Source organism: Streptomyces sp. NPDC023481 (genome assembly GCF_055560195.1).
Map to the genome: position 1 here is coordinate 101,008 of NZ_JBVHJE010000007.1, position 14,523 is coordinate 115,530.

16 protein-coding genes are annotated in these 14,523 nt (G+C 71.3%); 2 read left to right on the forward strand and 14 right to left on the reverse strand.

Annotation, left to right across the window (positions count from 1 at the left end):
• Positions 1–80: 80 nt before the first annotated feature.
• Together ACZ3ZD_RS16400 and ACZ3ZD_RS16405 are read right to left on the reverse strand one after the other, a co-directional pair.
• Positions 81–284, reverse strand: a complete 204-nt coding sequence (locus ACZ3ZD_RS16400; RefSeq protein ID WP_467397410.1) for a hypothetical protein — start codon at positions 282–284, stop codon at positions 81–83.
• The gene (locus ACZ3ZD_RS16405; protein WP_467397413.1) at positions 281–973 is read right to left on the reverse strand and encodes a hypothetical protein; all 693 of its coding nucleotides are present in this window, start codon (positions 971–973) and stop codon (positions 281–283) included. Before ACZ3ZD_RS16405 ends, ACZ3ZD_RS16400 begins: the two co-directional genes overlap by 4 nt.
• A gap of 190 nt (positions 974–1,163) precedes the next feature.
• Between ACZ3ZD_RS16405 and ACZ3ZD_RS16410 the strand changes: the two genes are divergently transcribed.
• Positions 1,164–2,387, forward strand: coding sequence for a helix-turn-helix domain-containing protein (locus ACZ3ZD_RS16410; protein ID WP_467397415.1), 1,224 nt, complete (start codon positions 1,164–1,166; stop codon positions 2,385–2,387).
• Here ACZ3ZD_RS16410 and ACZ3ZD_RS16415 read toward each other — a convergent pair.
• From ACZ3ZD_RS16415 to ACZ3ZD_RS16465, 11 genes are all read right to left on the reverse strand, one after another.
• The gene (locus ACZ3ZD_RS16415; protein WP_467397417.1) at positions 2,368–3,030 is read right to left on the reverse strand and encodes an HAD family hydrolase; all 663 of its coding nucleotides are present in this window, start codon (positions 3,028–3,030) and stop codon (positions 2,368–2,370) included. The two genes, ACZ3ZD_RS16410 and ACZ3ZD_RS16415, sit on opposite strands and share 20 nt — an antisense overlap.
• A 216-nt stretch (positions 3,031–3,246) precedes the next feature.
• Positions 3,247–4,074 (reverse strand): JmjC domain-containing protein, encoded by an 828-nt coding sequence (locus tag ACZ3ZD_RS16420; RefSeq protein ID WP_467397420.1) that lies wholly within the window; start codon positions 4,072–4,074, stop codon positions 3,247–3,249.
• A gap of 14 nt (positions 4,075–4,088) precedes the next feature.
• Positions 4,089–5,168 carry an aldo/keto reductase gene (locus ACZ3ZD_RS16425; RefSeq protein WP_467397422.1) on the reverse strand — a complete coding sequence of 360 codons (1,080 nt, stop codon included), beginning with the start codon at positions 5,166–5,168 and terminating at the stop codon, positions 4,089–4,091.
• Positions 5,169–5,191: 23 nt separating this feature from the next.
• Complete coding sequence (locus ACZ3ZD_RS16430; protein WP_467397425.1) at positions 5,192–5,944, reverse strand: SDR family NAD(P)-dependent oxidoreductase; 753 nt, start codon at positions 5,942–5,944, stop codon at positions 5,192–5,194.
• Positions 5,945–5,946: 2 nt separating this feature from the next.
• Complete coding sequence (locus ACZ3ZD_RS16435) at positions 5,947–6,591, reverse strand: O-methyltransferase (protein WP_467397427.1); 645 nt, start codon at positions 6,589–6,591, stop codon at positions 5,947–5,949.
• Entirely contained in the window at positions 6,588–8,423 is a 1,836-nt protein-coding gene (locus tag ACZ3ZD_RS16440) for a M3 family metallopeptidase (protein ID WP_467397429.1), read from the reverse strand. The genes ACZ3ZD_RS16435 and ACZ3ZD_RS16440 overlap by 4 nt, the downstream gene beginning before the upstream one ends.
• 4 nt (positions 8,424–8,427) lie before the next feature.
• A complete protein-coding gene (locus ACZ3ZD_RS16445) occupies positions 8,428–9,627 on the reverse strand; it encodes an outer membrane protein assembly factor BamB family protein (RefSeq protein ID WP_467397431.1) in 1,200 nt (399 codons plus the stop codon).
• Positions 9,617–10,981, reverse strand: a complete 1,365-nt coding sequence (locus ACZ3ZD_RS16450; protein ID WP_467397434.1) for an MATE family efflux transporter — start codon at positions 10,979–10,981, stop codon at positions 9,617–9,619. Before ACZ3ZD_RS16450 ends, ACZ3ZD_RS16445 begins: the two co-directional genes overlap by 11 nt.
• 5 nt (positions 10,982–10,986) lie before the next feature.
• A complete protein-coding gene (locus ACZ3ZD_RS16455; RefSeq protein WP_467397436.1) occupies positions 10,987–12,270 on the reverse strand; it encodes a hypothetical protein in 1,284 nt (427 codons plus the stop codon).
• A gap of 2 nt (positions 12,271–12,272) precedes the next feature.
• Positions 12,273–13,244, reverse strand: a complete 972-nt coding sequence (locus ACZ3ZD_RS16460; protein WP_467397439.1) for an arginase family protein — start codon at positions 13,242–13,244, stop codon at positions 12,273–12,275.
• A gap of 81 nt (positions 13,245–13,325) precedes the next feature.
• On the reverse strand, positions 13,326–13,487 hold the full coding sequence (locus ACZ3ZD_RS16465; RefSeq protein ID WP_467397441.1) for a hypothetical protein: 162 nt from the start codon (positions 13,485–13,487) through the stop codon (positions 13,326–13,328).
• A 147-nt stretch (positions 13,488–13,634) separates the two neighbouring features.
• Between ACZ3ZD_RS16465 and ACZ3ZD_RS16470 the strand changes: the two genes are divergently transcribed.
• Positions 13,635–13,946 (forward strand): hypothetical protein, encoded by a 312-nt coding sequence (locus ACZ3ZD_RS16470; protein ID WP_467397443.1) that lies wholly within the window; start codon positions 13,635–13,637, stop codon positions 13,944–13,946.
• 20 nt (positions 13,947–13,966) lie between these two features.
• Here ACZ3ZD_RS16470 and ACZ3ZD_RS16475 read toward each other — a convergent pair whose 3' ends face one another.
• Entirely contained in the window at positions 13,967–14,521 is a 555-nt protein-coding gene (locus tag ACZ3ZD_RS16475; protein ID WP_467397446.1) for a hypothetical protein, read from the reverse strand.
• Positions 14,522–14,523 lie beyond the last annotated feature (2 nt).

Sequence of the window (14,523 nt, forward strand, 5' to 3'; positions counted from 1 at the left end):
GCGCACATATGTGCAGCTGGACCTCGTGCCGCTGGAGTACATCCGTGCCCGGCACGATCGGCGTGCGCCGGGCGCGGGGTCTATTCCTCCCACTCGGTTCCGGAGGCGTCCCCGAGGAACTGACGGCCGTTGTAGTAGTCCACGTGCTGCCGGTCGGTGTGGGGGCGCCGCGTGCACCAAGCGCGGCCCGCGGGGTGCTCCAGATCGCAGTAGCCAGCCTTCCGTATCACCGAGCCAGCGGCCTCCGCCCGGCGCACTGCGAGCGGCTTCGGCTGCTCGCTCATCGGCCTTCCTTGCGAGCCGCGCGGACGGCGCGAACCAGGCAGAGCCCGTCCGCGCAGAGGTTGCCGTCGTCCACGCACTGCTCGCACGACTGGCTGTGGGCCACGAGGGAGGTCATCGCCTGCTCCAGGGCGCACCGGCGGCATGCCCGCGGGAACCAACTCGTCCGGTCCCCGACCCGGCGCAGGCGTCGCTCACCGAGGTCGACAGACGTTGCCTGAGTGAGCGTCACCCCGTCGTAGGCGCAGTCCATACCCCGCACTTGGTCCTGCGACAGGGTGTGGAACTCGGGGAGCGGCAGGACCGCGAGAGGCTGCGTCGGGGTCATCATCCGGCGCGCTCCCTCGCCCATGCGCGGCCGGAACGCGTCCTCGATGGCCGCGGCGAGCGTGGCCGGATCGGTGCACCATCCGTCGTCGCTCGGGCAGATCCGCCAGTACGGGCCGGGGCCCTCAGTGCGGCGGGCCGGCGGGACAGGAACGGACACTCCGGACTTGAGGGCAACCGTGTTGCCCACATCCCACGTATCTGCGGTGCCGACCGGGGTGAAGAAGTACAGGGCGCTGTATGCAGGGTCCTCCACAACGGCGCCGGCGCGGGCGCCGAGGATCTCCATCGCCGAGAGGCCGAGCTGTCGGGGGACGCGGACGGCATCCCACTCGGGGGCGTCCACGGGTGGAGCGGTGGGCATGGTGATTCCTCCGCAGCAGGTGTGATCGGACACACACCAGGCTGGCCCTGTAATTGCATGAATCCGAGGACTTGAACGGGTCTCTTGTGCGTCGCAAAGAGGACTTTTCTTGGTTCACTCGGGTGACGACTGGCCAACGAGAGGGCGTCCGGCGACACTTGCCCCAGCACTCGGCTACGGAGGTGCAGCAGTGGCACGCCCCGCACGCAACACCCGACTCAAGGCCGCCCGGGTAGCGGCCGGCTACCACTCACAGCAGGCCCTCGCGGATGCCCTCAGGGTCGGTGTCCGGCAGGTCCGACGGTGGGAGTCTGACCATCCGCCAGTTCCACAGCCGGAGGTGGCTCAGGCTCTCACACGGCTCCTCGGCCAGGACCTCGAAGCGCTCGGCTTCACCCCTACTGGTGGGGCCGCAGGGCATCCGCGCCGCACAGTGCCGGCCGGGACAGCAGCCGCCGTAGGCCTCGCTGCCGTCCCTACGCAGACCGTCGCAGTACAACCCGCGACAGCGGCCGAGGACTTCGAAGCCGTCACCCGCTCGCACCGCCGCCTGTACTGGTCCGTCGCCCCGGCCACACTGCACCCGGCCGCAATCGCGCACGCCACACTCGGCTGCGCCCTCCTCCCCGAAGCCGCTGGCCAGACCCGCCAGCGCATCGCCGCAGCGCTCGCCGAGACATGGCTCTTGTCAGGTCGGATCGAGTTCTTCGACCTGCGCGAGCCCGACCGGGCCGCGCACACTCTGCTGCGGGCGCTCCAGGCAGCCGGCGAAGCGGACGATCCTCTGCTCGGCGCCGCGATCCTGGCGCACACCGCGTTCATCCCCGGCTGGGACGGCCGCCGGGAGGAGGCGGTGGAGCGGATGGTGGCCGCCCGGACCTACGCCCGGCGCGCACCGGCCTCGGCGGAGTTGCTCGCGTGGCTGGACGCGGTGGAGGCGGAATGCGAGACCCGCTGCGGCAACCCCCGCACCGCGCTGCACCTGATCGGGCACGCCGAGGACGTACTGGCCCGGGGCAGCGATCACCCCTCGCCGGAGTGGCTGGACTGGTTCTCCCCGATCCGCCTGGCCGCGTTCAAGGGAAATACTCAGCTGCGCGCCGGTCACCTACCGCAGGCCCGGGCCACGCTCCTTGAAGCCCTCGACGCGCTCGGCCCGCAGGATGAGAAGCAGACCACCGTCCTCCTTGGTGACCTGGCCGCGGTCGAGGCCGCGGCCGGCGATCCCGAGGCCGCCTGCGGCTACGCAGTCCGCGCGCTCGATCAGCTGGAGCGCACGTGGTACGCGATGGGCATGGACCGAGTGCGGGAGGTGCGGCGCTCGTTGGCGTCGCACCAACACGAGCAGTGCGTCCGTGACCTGGACGACCGCCTGTACGGCTGGTCTACGACGGTCAGCGCTCTGGCTCGTTGAACCGTGCGATGAGCGGCGACAGTTCGAGCAGGCTCTCCACTCTGAAGGTGGGGAGCTTCTTCGCTTCCTCGGTGTTCCACTGGATCGTCGCCCACGGCCCGCGGTGCACGAGCGCGGTGTGCATCCCCGCAGCGGCAGCCGGACGGATGTCGTTGTCGATGCGGTCGCCGACGTACAGCATCTCGCCGGGCTCGGCCGGGACGACCTCGGCGACGCGGTCGAAGAAAGCACGGTCCGGCTTGGACGCGCCCCAGTCGTCGCTCGTGCCGATCAGGTCGACGTCCGGGGTGAACAGCTCGCGCAGGATCCGGCCCGCGCGCACCGTCTGGTTCCCGGCGATCCCCAACCACAGGCCGTCTGCGCGGAGCGCGGCGAGGGAGTCGCGGACGTCCGGGTAGAGGTCGTCCTCGCCGAAGGTCTCCGGCTTCCCCGCGGCCGCGCGGGCCTCGCGTTCGGCGTACAGGTCGAATCCGGGCCGGAACTCCTGGAAGGTCTCCCTGTAGTCGCGGCCCTGGGCGATGACGGCGCCGAACATCGCGGCGAAGGTGTGGCGCGGGACCTGGAGCCAATCGGCCCAGGTCCCGTACTCGGTCGTCTCGTCTACAAGGCACTCGCCCACGTCGAAGATCACTGCGCGAATCATGAGCTGAGCGTATCCAGGCATGACGAAAGCGGCCCCGCCTCCCGAAGGAGAACGGAGTCGCTCGGCGAGACTCGGCGACGCTCGGGTTTCGGTGCATGTGCTTTTGCATGGCGGATGTCAGGGGTTCGACTCCCCTGGGTTCCACACTGATAGACCCCCTCTGACCTGCGGAAACGTTGGTGAGAGGGGGTCTTTTGCGTGAAGTGGGGGCGGGCGTCAGCCGTCCTCCCCCGGCAGGCGCCGGTTCTGCAGGGCGAGGACCGCGTCCGCGATCGCGTCGTCGCTCATCCGCTCCAGAAAGGCACGGGTCGCGCGGCCCAGGGCGGCCCTGGCGTCGGCGCGCTGCTGCGCGGACAGTCCGGTGTGGAGCGCCGGGACCGGCTGGTGACCGACGCCGCGGGCACGCAGCACCTGGGCGAGGAGGGGCAGGACGGCGGCCTGGAGTGAGACGGCGGGACAGACCAGGGACACACTGAGCGAGTCGCTCCGGGAGACACCGGAGTGCAGCCACAGCAGGGGGATGTACAGCAGGTCGCCGGGGCCGACGGTGAAACGGACGCTGTCGTGATCCGGCATTTCGTGGGCCCCCACACCGGGGTGGTTCATCATGCGCCGCATGACGGTCCGGCGGTCGAGGTGCCGGGAGGAGGCGAGGGTCCACTCCTTCGTGCCGTTCTGCTGGAGCACGAAGTTGTCGCTGTGGTCGAAGTGGGCGCCGATGCCGCTGCGCGCGTACGTGCGGATCGCGTCGAACCAGGCCTGCGGCGCGCCGAAGACCTCCGCGAGCCGGTCCGCGTGGTCGCGCAGGCCGGTGTCGAAGCGGGAGACCTGTTCGATGAAGGTCACCTCACCGGGCCGCTCCTTGACCTCCGTGCCGTCGGCGCGCGCTCCGGCCAGGGCGGCGTCGAAGTCGTCGTCGGTCCAGACGCGGTCCAGCAGTTCCTTCGCGCCGCCGGGGACGTACAGCGGCCGTTTGCGCCAGTAGGCGGAGAAGAACAGACCGAAGTCGAAGGACGGCTGTTCGAACGGGACGTCTGACGTCATACGGTTCCCCTTCGCTACGGAGTGGTGGGCCGCACTGCCCTCACCTGCTGCGGGCCATGCACCAGTGCCTGGATGTCGTCGGCGAGGAAGGTGTACGGGTACGGGGTCGGCTGCGCGCTCGCCTCGTCGATCCGGGTGAGGTCCTCCGGCCGCAGGGAGATCTCCAGCGCGGCCAGGTTCTCCAGCAGCTGGCCGCCGGAGGAGACGCCGACGGCCACGCTGGTGATCTCCGGCTTGCTCAGGATCCAGGCCAGGGCCAGCTGTCCGGGCGTGTGCCCCGTCCGTGCGGCGAGGTCGGTCAGGCACGCGATGACACGGGGCACGGCCGGGCGGAACGGGTCGACGTCGCCGGTGGTGAAGGTCTCCGTCACCCGCCCGTCGCCGGTGATCCGCCGTTCCTCCAGGTCGACGCGGTACCGGCCGGTCAGCAGGCCGTTGGCGAGCGGTCCCCACGCGACCAGGCCGACGCCGGTGGCCGCGGTGAACGGGAAGAACTCGTGCTCGATCGTCCGCTCCAGCGCGTTGTAGTTGAGCTGGACCGCCGCCGGGACGGGCCAGCCCCGCCACCGCGCGACGGCCTCGGCCTGACCGGCGTACCAGCCCGGTACGTTGCTCAGCCCGACGTAGCGGATCTTCCCGGCCGAGACCAGGTCCGCCGCCGCGGCCAGGCTCTCCTCGACCGGGGTGACACCGTCCCACAGGTGCAGGTAGAGCAGGTCGATGTGGTCGGTGCCGAGGCGGCGCAGCGACCGTTCGACGGACGCGACGACGTTGCGCCGGCTGCACCCGCCGGAGTTCACGTCCCGCGGGTCCGTGCGGTACCCGCACTTGGTGGCGATCACCACGCGGTCCCGCGCGGACCGGTCGCGCAGCGCCCGGCCGAGCCAGGTCTCGCTCTCGCCCCGGTTGTAGACGTTCGCGGTGTCGAAGAAGTTGATCCCGTGGTCGAGGGCGACGCCCAGCAGCGCGTCTGCCTCGGCGGACGGCATGGTCCAGCGCGGCCCCCACTGCGAGCCGAAGGTGGCCACGCCGAGCGCGATGTTCGACACCTTCAGTCCGGTGCGGCCCAGCAGACGGTACGTCACCTTCGGCATACGGCGCTCCTCGCTCCCCCGGCTCAGATCAGTGAACCGGCGGAGCCGCCGTCGAGCCGGCACAGCATGCCGTTGGCCGCCCGCCCGAGGCCCACGAGGTACTGGACGCTGCGGTAGCAGGCGTCGAAGTCGATCAGCTCCTCGATGACCAGGTTCGGGTTCGACTTGCGCAGGAACACCCGGGTGATCTCGGCCTCGTCGACGCCGCGGCGGGCGGCGACACGGCGCAGCTGGGCCACCTTGTCCGGGTCGGCCAGTGGACCGAGCAGCAGCGTGGCGACGCCGGCGTTGCGGGAGCGGCAGGCGTCGGCGAGGGAACTGGTCAGCACCCGCAGCGCCGCCTTGCTCGCCGCGTACGCGCCGGAGTCGCGGTCGGCGTGGAACACCGACTCCGAGTTGATGACGACGACCGAGGTGAACCGGGTGTCGGGGGTGGCGGCCAGCAGGTCCAGGGTCAGCCGGTAGGGGGTGAGGGCGTTGACCCGGAAGACGTCCTCCAGCTCCGCCAGGGACAACTCGTGGGCGGGGCGCGGCGGATAGCCGACGGCGTTGTGGACGATCAGGTCGGGTGCCTCACCGAGCAGGTCCGTGATCCGCTCCGGTGTCTCGGGGCGGGACAGATCGGCCTGGACGTAGTCGACCCCGGGCGTGCCGGGGGTCTCGGTCGCGGGGCGGCGCCCGAGACCGGTCACCTTCCAGCCGTCGGCGGCGAGTCGGGCGGCCAGGTGGGCACCGAGGCCGTGGCTGCTTCCGGTGACGAGGGCGTGCTGGGCCATGTCTATTCCTTGACGCTCACCAGGAGACCGCTCTGGGTCCCGATGAATGCGGAGAACAGTCGGGCGCTGCGCCCGACCGCGCGGTTGTAACGGTGGATGGCCTTCGCCTGGAGGTCCTCGTCGGACCCCTCGGTGCGCTCGGCGGTGAAGTCGCCCTGGGCGAAGGCGTCGTCGGCGATCAGCACGCCGCCGGGTTCCAGCAGCGGGTAGCACAGCCGGAGGTAGTCGGGGTACGACTTCTTGTCGGCGTCGATGAAGACCAGGCCGACGCTCTCGGGCGGGACGGTCTCCAGGTGGGCGCGGGCGTCGCCGACGACGATGTCCACCCGTTCCTCGACCCCCGCCGTGCGCAGATTGCGGCGGGCGGCCTCGGCCGCCCGCGGGTCGATCTCCAGGGTGGTCACCCGTCCGCCCTCGGGCAGGCCGCGGGCCAGGTGGATGGTGGAGTAGCCGAACAGCGTCCCGATCTCCAGCACATGCCGGGGCCGGCGCAGCAGGGTGAGCAGTTGCAGGACGCGGCCCGCGTTGTCGTCGACCTGGATGGTCGGCAGCCGGTCGTCGAGCAGGGAGCGCCGCAGGATGCCGTCGAGCACCTCCTCGCGGGGGCCGAGGACGGCGCGGATGTAGCCGTGCGGGATCGTCGTCACGCGTCTGCCCCCTGGTGCCAAGCGCCGTGGGTCCCGGCCGGTGCCGAGGGAGCGGTGCCGTCGTGGAGGCGGGCGGTGTCGTAGAAGGCGAACAGGGCCTCGCTGTCCGGCCGGGTGGTGGGTGCGTCGAAGTCGAAGCACGGCAGGAACAGTCCGGGTGCCTGGTCGGGCGTCACGTCCGCGAGGGGGGTGCGGTGGAAGGGGGCGAACTTCTCGGCGCTGTCCGCGCTGCCGAACAGGTAGGCGAAGTTGGCGCCGGGGTTGGCGGTGAACATGGGCCAGGTGAAGTAGCCGGGGAAGTCGCCCAGGGCGCAGTGGCGGCCGATACCGAACCGCTCGTCCAGGCGCCGGAAGGACTCCTCCAGGCCGCCGTCGGCGCGCCGGTGGACGTCGAAGTCCAGAAGAGCCAGCACGGCGCGCTCCAGGTAGGTGCGCCGGTACTCGATCATCTTGATGCGCCGGCACAGGGCCAGCCCTTCCTCCGCGGCCGGGGTGAGCGAGAGGTACCGGGCCAGGTCGGGGTGGTACGCCCATTTCTCGCACCACATGCTGAGGTGCTCCAGCCGTTCCAGGGGCAGGTACTCCAGGCCGGAGCGGTTGGAGATCCGCTTGCGGATCAGCAGGTGGTTCAGGGCGTGCCCGAACTCGTGGAACAGGCTGTGCATGTTCTGGAAGGTGATCCATCCCGCGCCGTCGGCTCCCGGCCGGAACCGACAGGAGACGTAGGCGACCGGCCGCTGCACCACGCCGCTGAAGTCGGTGCGGTTGCGGATGCCCTTGGTGTGGTTGGCCCCGATCGTCTTGTTCCCGGTGTCCCACAGGTCGAAGTTGATGTGGCCGACCTCGCCGTGTTCGGAGCGCACGACGACGGTGACGACCTGCGCGGCGCTGGTCGTCTGCCGGGTCAGGGTGAGGCCGAAGACGTGCCGGGCGACGGTGAAGATGTAGTCCAGGCAGTCGTCCAGGTCGAACATCGGCGGCTTGGCGCCGCCGGTGGCCGTACGGACGCTGTGCGGGAAGTGCGCGAACGGCTCGTCGCCGGCGTCTGGGCACCACTGCCGTATCTCGTCCGCCAGTTCGAGGTGGGCGGTCAGCGCGCGTGCCAGGTGGCGTTCCAGGAAGGCGGCCACGTCGGCCTCCTGGACGGCGCACTTGGTGAACGTCCGCGCGAGCACGCTGGCGTGACCCTGCGCGGCGCTCTGCCGCCGCCGCGTCTCGATCATCCCGTCGACCAGGCCGAGCAGCCGCGGCAGATGCGCGTCGCGCGCGCCCTGCCAGGCCCGGGCGAGCTTGCCGCGGGTGGCGGGGCTGCCGACCTGGCTGGACAGCTTGTAGAACACGGCCGACGGGGTGCCCGAGCCGGCGGGCGCACCCAGGCGCTCCAGCAGCCGGGACTGGTCGCGCTGGACGTCGTCGAGGACGCCCTTGGCCTCGGTGAGCAGGGCGTCGAGTTCGTTCTCGGCGGCGACGTCCGCGGGCTCCCGCTTGGCGCTCAGCTGGGCGACGTAGGCCAGCCGGGACTCCTCCGCCTCCGGGTCCGGGCAGCGCAGCCGCAGCAGCTTCTGCAGGATCCGCCGGTCCAGCTCGGGGTCCTTGTGGAAGGCATCGCGCCAGGGCAGCAGGCGCTCGAAGTCGACGAACTCGTCGTTGGCCTCCAGGTAGAGGAAGATGTAGGCGACGTTGTTGTAGATCGAGGTGATCTCGACCAGCGTCTCCTGGGTCAGCCGTGGCTCGTCCACGATCTCCCGGAGCCTGCTCATCATCGCCTCCAGGGCCTCCTCCATGGCGGTGAGGCTCTCCCGGTCCGGCGCCAGAACGGGGTCTACGGACATGAGGTCACTCCTCGTCGCACGGCTGGAACAGGAACTGGTAGAGGTCGCCCCCGTACGACGCGGCGTACATGCTGCCCGAGGACACTGCCACCGGGGTGATGTCCAGGGCCGGTTCGTGGTCGGGCAGGCCGAGCACCTGGCTGCTCTCCCACAGGAACCGGCCGTCCTCGCGCCCGAGGCACACGATGTTGCCGCGTTCGGCCGTCGCCACGAAGTTCCCGTCGGGCAGCACGGTGAACGAGGTGTACGAGCGGGGCGCGCCCTGCGGTGAGGTCCACCGCACCTCGCCCGAGGAGGTCAGGCCGGTGACCGTGCCGAGCTGGGTGCCGACGGCCAGTACCTCCCCGGAGACGGCCGGACTGCCGGTGATCTTCGCCCCGAGCCGGACCTCCGCCTCGGGACGGCCGGACTTGGCGTCGAGGAGGACGCAGCGCCCGTCGACGGGGCAGACGGCCAGCCGGCCGGTGTCGGGCAGCAGCGCGGGTGAGGCCTTGACGGGGTGGCCGATCTCCTGCCGCCACACCTCGGTGCCGTCCGCGGCCAGGGCGACGACGTGTTCGCCGCAGCACAGCGCGGCGGTGTCGTCCGCCACGGGGACCGGGCTGGCGTACGGGTCGCGGTAGGCGGCCACCCCGCCGTGGGCCGCCGACCAGGGGCGGGGCAGCGGGCGGTCGTACACGATCTCGCCGGTGCCGAGGGCCAGGCCCAGGCACCGGCTGTGGAAGGCCGCCACCACGAGCAGGTCGGCGCCCGGCAGCACGGTGGGTGTGGCGAAGACCGGGAACTCGGCCTTACGCGACCACACCAGGGTGCCGCGCAGGTCGAAGCAGGCGATCAGCCCGCTGGTCGTCGCCACGATGACATGGCGGCGCGCCTGGTCGACGACGAGGGAGGCGTACACCGAGCGGTCCAGGCGGCGTTCCCAGTAGATCCGGCCGAGGCCGGTGTCGAAGAACCGAAGCCGGCCGTCGTCACTGGCGACCACGACGCCGACGCCGGCGACGACGGCGGGGGTGGAGCTGACCGGGACGGGGACGGTCCGCCCGAGGTGGGCGCTGTCGTGGGTGAGGCGGCGGTACCCGCAGACGGCGGGTTCGCGGTCCCAGTGGAAGGCGCCGCCGCCGCGGCCGGGCAGCACCGACTTGACCGGGTCGTGGCGGAAGGAAGGCAGGCCGACCGAGCCGGCCCGGAGATCACTGGGCAAGGCTCATCTCGCTTTCCGCCCGGTCCGCGCCGGGCCGGCCGGTGCGGCGCAGCGCGCGCCAGAAGACGAACGCGAGGACCGCGGTGGGGATGCCCTTGCAGGCGACGGCGAGGAAGGTGGAGTCCAGGGCGAACACCGCGTACCAGGCGAGCGGGATGGTCAGCAGGTACGTCACCGCGGTCGAGGAGACGAACAGCAGGCCGCCGCGTTGGTGGACCGTGAGCATCTCGCCGAAGACCTGCTCGAAGAAGTAGGCGGGGACGTACAGGAGATAGGCGAGCAGCAGGCTGCGCGCGAGGTCCCGGTCGAGGCCGGGACTGGCGAAGGCGTCGACCAGCCAGGGCGCGAGCAGCGCGGTGACGGCGGTCGCCACCGCGGTGGGGACGGCGGCGTACAGGCGCATCTTGCGCACCGTGCGGCCGAGGTCGTCCGGGCCGCGGCCCAGGGCGTAGCCGTAGAAGACGAAGGACCCGGCGAAGCAGGCCTGCGGAACCCGGCAGAAGAGGGTGTAGATCTTGGTGGCCACGGTGGCGGCGGCCAACTGGACCACGCCGAGCGTGCCGATGAACAGCAACGGGATGGTCGTGCCCATGTAGTCGTTGAAGTGGCGCAGACCGATGCCGGGTGCGGTGCGGGCCATCGAGCGGAACTCGGTGAGGACCTCGTGGCGTCGGGGTCGTACGAAGCGGTCCGGGCGGGTGCGCAGCCGGCGGACCAGGACGATGCCGCCGGTGGTGAGCATGACCGCCTGGGCGACCAGGGTCGACGCGGCGACGGCCTGGGCCGGGGAGGCGAACAGCCGGGCCGCGCCGGTGTCCAGGAAGACCCAGTTGCAGGAGGCGTTCACCGCGAGGCCGAAGACCAGGTTGACCGCCGACAGGTTCTTCAGGCCGCAGATCTTCAGCGACTCGCTGATGACGATGTAGCCGAGGACCAGGGCGATGCCGTAGGTGCGGACCTGTACGTAGTCGCCGACCAGCGGGACCAGCTCGGCCTTCTGCCCGGTGGCCCGCAGCAGTGGTTCGATGCCCAGACCGAGGGCGAGGCCCAGCAGCTGACAGGGGATCAGCATCAGCAGCAGGGCGCTGCCGAGCACCGGCAGGCGGTGGCTGGACCGCTGCTCGCCCTCGGCCATGGCGAGCCGGCTGCTGAAGACGTCGACGACACCGATGAAGACGGCGTAGATCGCCGAGATCAGCACATCCGCCTGGCCGACGGCCGCCGCCTGGTCCAGGCCCTTCGGCGCGACCATGATGAGGTCGAGGGCCCCGAACCCCACCGAGACCACGCCCAGGCCGAAGACCAGCGCGGTGTAGCCGGTGTAGTTCCGTACGGTGAACCGGGTGTGCTCCATGGCGGCTACTGGTCCCCCGCCTGTGGCCCGGCGCCCCGGGAGCCGTCGTGGCCGAGTCGTTCCAGCGCGGCCCGGAACAGGGACCGGGAGGTGTCGTCGCCCAGGCCGTCGGCCAGGTCGAGACCGGCTCGCAGCACCTGCTCGTCGTCGGGGGCGAGGCGGGCCAGGTCCCGGTGCAGGGCGAGGGCACGGTCGGCGGCGCCGGCCTTGCGGTGGCAGCGTGCCGCACGCAGCATGTGGTGGCCGACGTACGGCGGACCGGCCGCGACCGCCTGCTCGTACAGGTCGGCTGCCTGCTCGGGCCGGCCGAAGGCGGCGTAGGCCTCGGCGACTTCGCCGTAGCTGGGGGCCCAGGCCGGGTCGAGGTCGATCAGGGCTCTCCCCGCCTCCTCGGCCCGGTCGAGGTCGCGCGTGAGATACATGTGCTCCTTGAGCGAGGACTCGTGGTACGTCTTCAGGAAGTGCGTCTCGTAGGCGCGGGGGCGACGGGCCATGGTGTCCTCCGCCGCCTCCCGGGCGTACTCCATGTAGCGGCGTGTGGTCTCCTTCTCGCCGACGGAGGCCGGGACCATGGCGAGGGCGCGGTACCAGGAGGAGATCGCGCCGGGATCGAGCCGGTCGCGTGCCTCGGCCAGCCGGGTGCCGGTGGCGCGGAACCACTCGTACTCCGCCTCGGGCAGCTCCTTGCGCTTGAGGTACCAGACGACGGCCTGGGAGCAGGCGTCCAGGACGCGGTCCTCGGGCACCTCGCCGGTCTCGGCGGCCTCGCGCATGCGGTCGAACTGGCGGGGCGAGTCGGCGCCGTCGTCGCGCCGGTTGGTGACGACGAAGGCGAGCATGGCGGCCTCGAACCGCTCGCGCGGTGTGGCGGCCCTGGCGTAGGCGTCGGCGAGCAGGCGCTCGGCGCGGTCGAAGCGGGAGACGCTGATCAGCGCGGCCGCCGTGTTGACCAGGGCGGTCACCGGGAGGTCGGCCGTGTCACCGACGAGCGCGGCCAGCCGTGCGACCGGCTGCGTCGGCCGGTGGCTCAGGTCGGCCAGGGAGTCGTAGGACAGGCCGGCGAGGAGGGCGACCTCGTGCAGGACGTTCGGTTCGAAGACCTGCGCGAGCAGGTAGCCGAAGCGGTCGAGCCGCAGGTCGGCGTACTGCTCCACGCAGGCCTGGGAGAACAGGTCCGCCGGCCGGCCGGGGCCGGTGGTGTACTCCAGGCCGATCAGGGTCTCCTGGAAGGTGTTGGCCTGGACCTCGACCGTCTCGAACGCGATCCGGTCCGGGGTTGCTCCGCTCATCGTCACGCCCTCTCTGCCGCCTGGCGGCATGCCCAGTTGAGGAGATGCAGGAACACCAGTACGGCGCGGCCGGCGTCCGAGAGCGTGGTGGCGTCGCGTGCGTCGGCGGGGGCGGCGAACTCCACCAGGTCGAAGCCGACGAGCCGGCTGTCCCGGAGCACCCAGTCGATGAGGCGCAGCAGGTCACGGGTGCCCAGGCCGACCTCCGCCGGATAGCCCGTGGAGGACATCACCGAACGGTCCAGGACGTCGATGTCCACCGTGAGGTAGACGTCGGTGCCGGTGCCGAGAACGGCGCGGAAGGCTTCGGGGTCGTCGAGTTCCGGGGCCAGCAGCGGCAGTTGCCGCCCGACGCCGTGCAGGTAGCCGTCCAGGCCGTCGGCGCTGCCGGCCTCTACCGTCGCGTACGGGGCCACCCCGACCTGGAGGAGACGCTCGGGCCCGACCAGATCGGACACGTGGGACATCACGTTGGTGTTGAAGAGGGGGTCGCGTGGCACGTCCCGGGTCGGTGCGCCGTCCCAGATCTGCACGTCCAGGTGGTGGTCGAACTGGACGACCGTGAAGGGGCGCCGGCGCCGCTTCCACAGCGCCCGGACGACCGGCAGGGTGACCGTGTGGTCGCCCCCGATCACCGCGGGGACGGTACCGGCGGGCAGCGCGGCGATGACCCGGGCCAGTGCCTCCTGTGCGTCGGCGAGCGCCATGTCGTCGAAGAGCACGTCACCGATGTCGACCGCGCGTTCCAAGGGGACGCGGCCGTTGCGCAGCTGGACGATTCCGGGTTGTTCCGCGCCCCAGGTGAGCGCCTTGGAGAGCGTCCGGAGGAAGAAGGGTCCGTTTTCCGCCCCTTGGTGGGCGCTGCCGAGGGAATACCCGGAACCGACGACCGCTGCGGCGGTGTCCGGCGGTACCGCGTCGGGCGCGACCGTCGTCAGTCCGGCGAACGCGGTCTTCGTCCGCAGTCTTGGCACGTCAGCACATACCCTTCGGGGATTCGCGGCAGTTCGCGGACGGAGGGAGCGGCCCGGGCCGCTCCCTCCTGGGTGCCTTGGTCAGTGCTCGCCGAGGATCGCGTCCAGCTCGGCGTCGACCTCCAGCTCCTCACCGAGGCTGCTGATCACGGCCTCGGTCTCCATGGCCTCCGCCTCGAAGAAGACCTCCGCGTTGGCGGCGCGGAAGAAGGCGGGCTTCTTTTCCAGGGTGTACTTCGACATCGCTGCACTCCTTACTGTCGGGCGAACAGTGGAAAGGGCCTGCCGACCGGTGATCGGTGGCCCGATGTGCTGCATGTACCTGCCGCGGATGCGACGAAGGGAGCCTCGGCGATGGCCTGTTCAGCAGTCAAGGACCACAGACCGGTCATGCTGTTTGCCGCCGCTTCAAGCGTCTGTTTTCCGCCTTGTTGGGCAGGCGCGTTCATCCTGGAAAGAAGTCTTCCCATCGACGTGGACTGCCTTCCGAGCACATGGGCGGCGGCCGGCGCCTCGGCACAAGTGGCCGGATCCGATCGCTCGACGGTGTCGGGTTACTTCGGGTACGGACCGCCGGTGCCGATCCGGCTCGGGCCGTCGAGGACCTGGATCCGCGGGTCGCCCTTGCCGGAGGCGGCGACCGGTGGTGCGCCGGTCGTGACCGGTGAGGAGGGGGAAGCGCTCGCCGCCATGCGCGGGTGACGTGCGCACGCATGTCCGCGTCACTCCGCCGCCGTGAAGTAGGCCGTCGCGTCGAGGGAGTTGAGCGCGGTCCAGCGCCGTGCCGGCGCTTCGGCGGGTGCCGGGCCGCCGTCCGCCGGAGTGCGGAAGAACCCCTGCACGTCGAGGGCGATGCGGGGATCGTCGTCGATGCGCCGCGCCATGTCGTAGTAGACGGCCAGCTCGTGGACGCACCGCGGGGTGGCGGCCGGGCAGGAGCAGGCGACGCCGGCGAGGACCGGTGCGGGCGAGCGGCCCGTGTCGGCGAGCGCGCGGTACAGGTCGTCGGTGAGCAGCGGCCGGAGGCCGCTCAGCCGGCGGGAGATCTCGGCCGCCGCCGCCGCGGACATCGGCGCGACCTCGATCGTGACCACCGCGGTGCCGCGTCCCTGGTGCACGACCGCGCGCACCGTCCGGCCGTCCCACGTGATCCGCACCTTCCCGTCGCGCGCCATGCGCCGCGCGCCCGGCAGCCGGGGATCGGGACGGGTCTGGCGCAGCGACTCGGCGAACCGCACCCAGTCCTTGCCCCACCTGGTGTAACCGTGGTCGGCCATGG

Coding starts and splice junctions, on each gene's coding strand:
- ACZ3ZD_RS16420 (WP_467397420.1), bottom strand. CDS start 4,074: ATGACGTCAGACGTCCCGTTCGAACAGCCGTCCTTCGACTTCGGTCTG.
- ACZ3ZD_RS16415 (WP_467397417.1), bottom strand. CDS start 3,030: ATGATTCGCGCAGTGATCTTCGACGTGGGCGAGTGCCTTGTAGACGAG.
- ACZ3ZD_RS16455 (WP_467397436.1), bottom strand. CDS start 12,270: ATGAGCGGAGCAACCCCGGACCGGATCGCGTTCGAGACGGTCGAGGTC.
- ACZ3ZD_RS16430 (WP_467397425.1), bottom strand. CDS start 5,944: ATGGCCCAGCACGCCCTCGTCACCGGAAGCAGCCACGGCCTCGGTGCC.
- ACZ3ZD_RS16465 (WP_467397441.1), bottom strand. CDS start 13,487: ATGTCGAAGTACACCCTGGAAAAGAAGCCCGCCTTCTTCCGCGCCGCC.
- ACZ3ZD_RS16475 (WP_467397446.1), bottom strand. CDS start 14,521: ATGGCCGACCACGGTTACACCAGGTGGGGCAAGGACTGGGTGCGGTTC.
- ACZ3ZD_RS16470 (WP_467397443.1), top strand. CDS start 13,635: ATGCTGTTTGCCGCCGCTTCAAGCGTCTGTTTTCCGCCTTGTTGGGCA.
- ACZ3ZD_RS16425 (WP_467397422.1), bottom strand. CDS start 5,168: ATGCCGAAGGTGACGTACCGTCTGCTGGGCCGCACCGGACTGAAGGTG.
- ACZ3ZD_RS16405 (WP_467397413.1), bottom strand. CDS start 973: ATGCCCACCGCTCCACCCGTGGACGCCCCCGAGTGGGATGCCGTCCGC.
- ACZ3ZD_RS16440 (WP_467397429.1), bottom strand. CDS start 8,423: ATGTCCGTAGACCCCGTTCTGGCGCCGGACCGGGAGAGCCTCACCGCC.
- ACZ3ZD_RS16400 (WP_467397410.1), bottom strand. CDS start 284: ATGAGCGAGCAGCCGAAGCCGCTCGCAGTGCGCCGGGCGGAGGCCGCT.
- ACZ3ZD_RS16450 (WP_467397434.1), bottom strand. CDS start 10,981: ATGGAGCACACCCGGTTCACCGTACGGAACTACACCGGCTACACCGCG.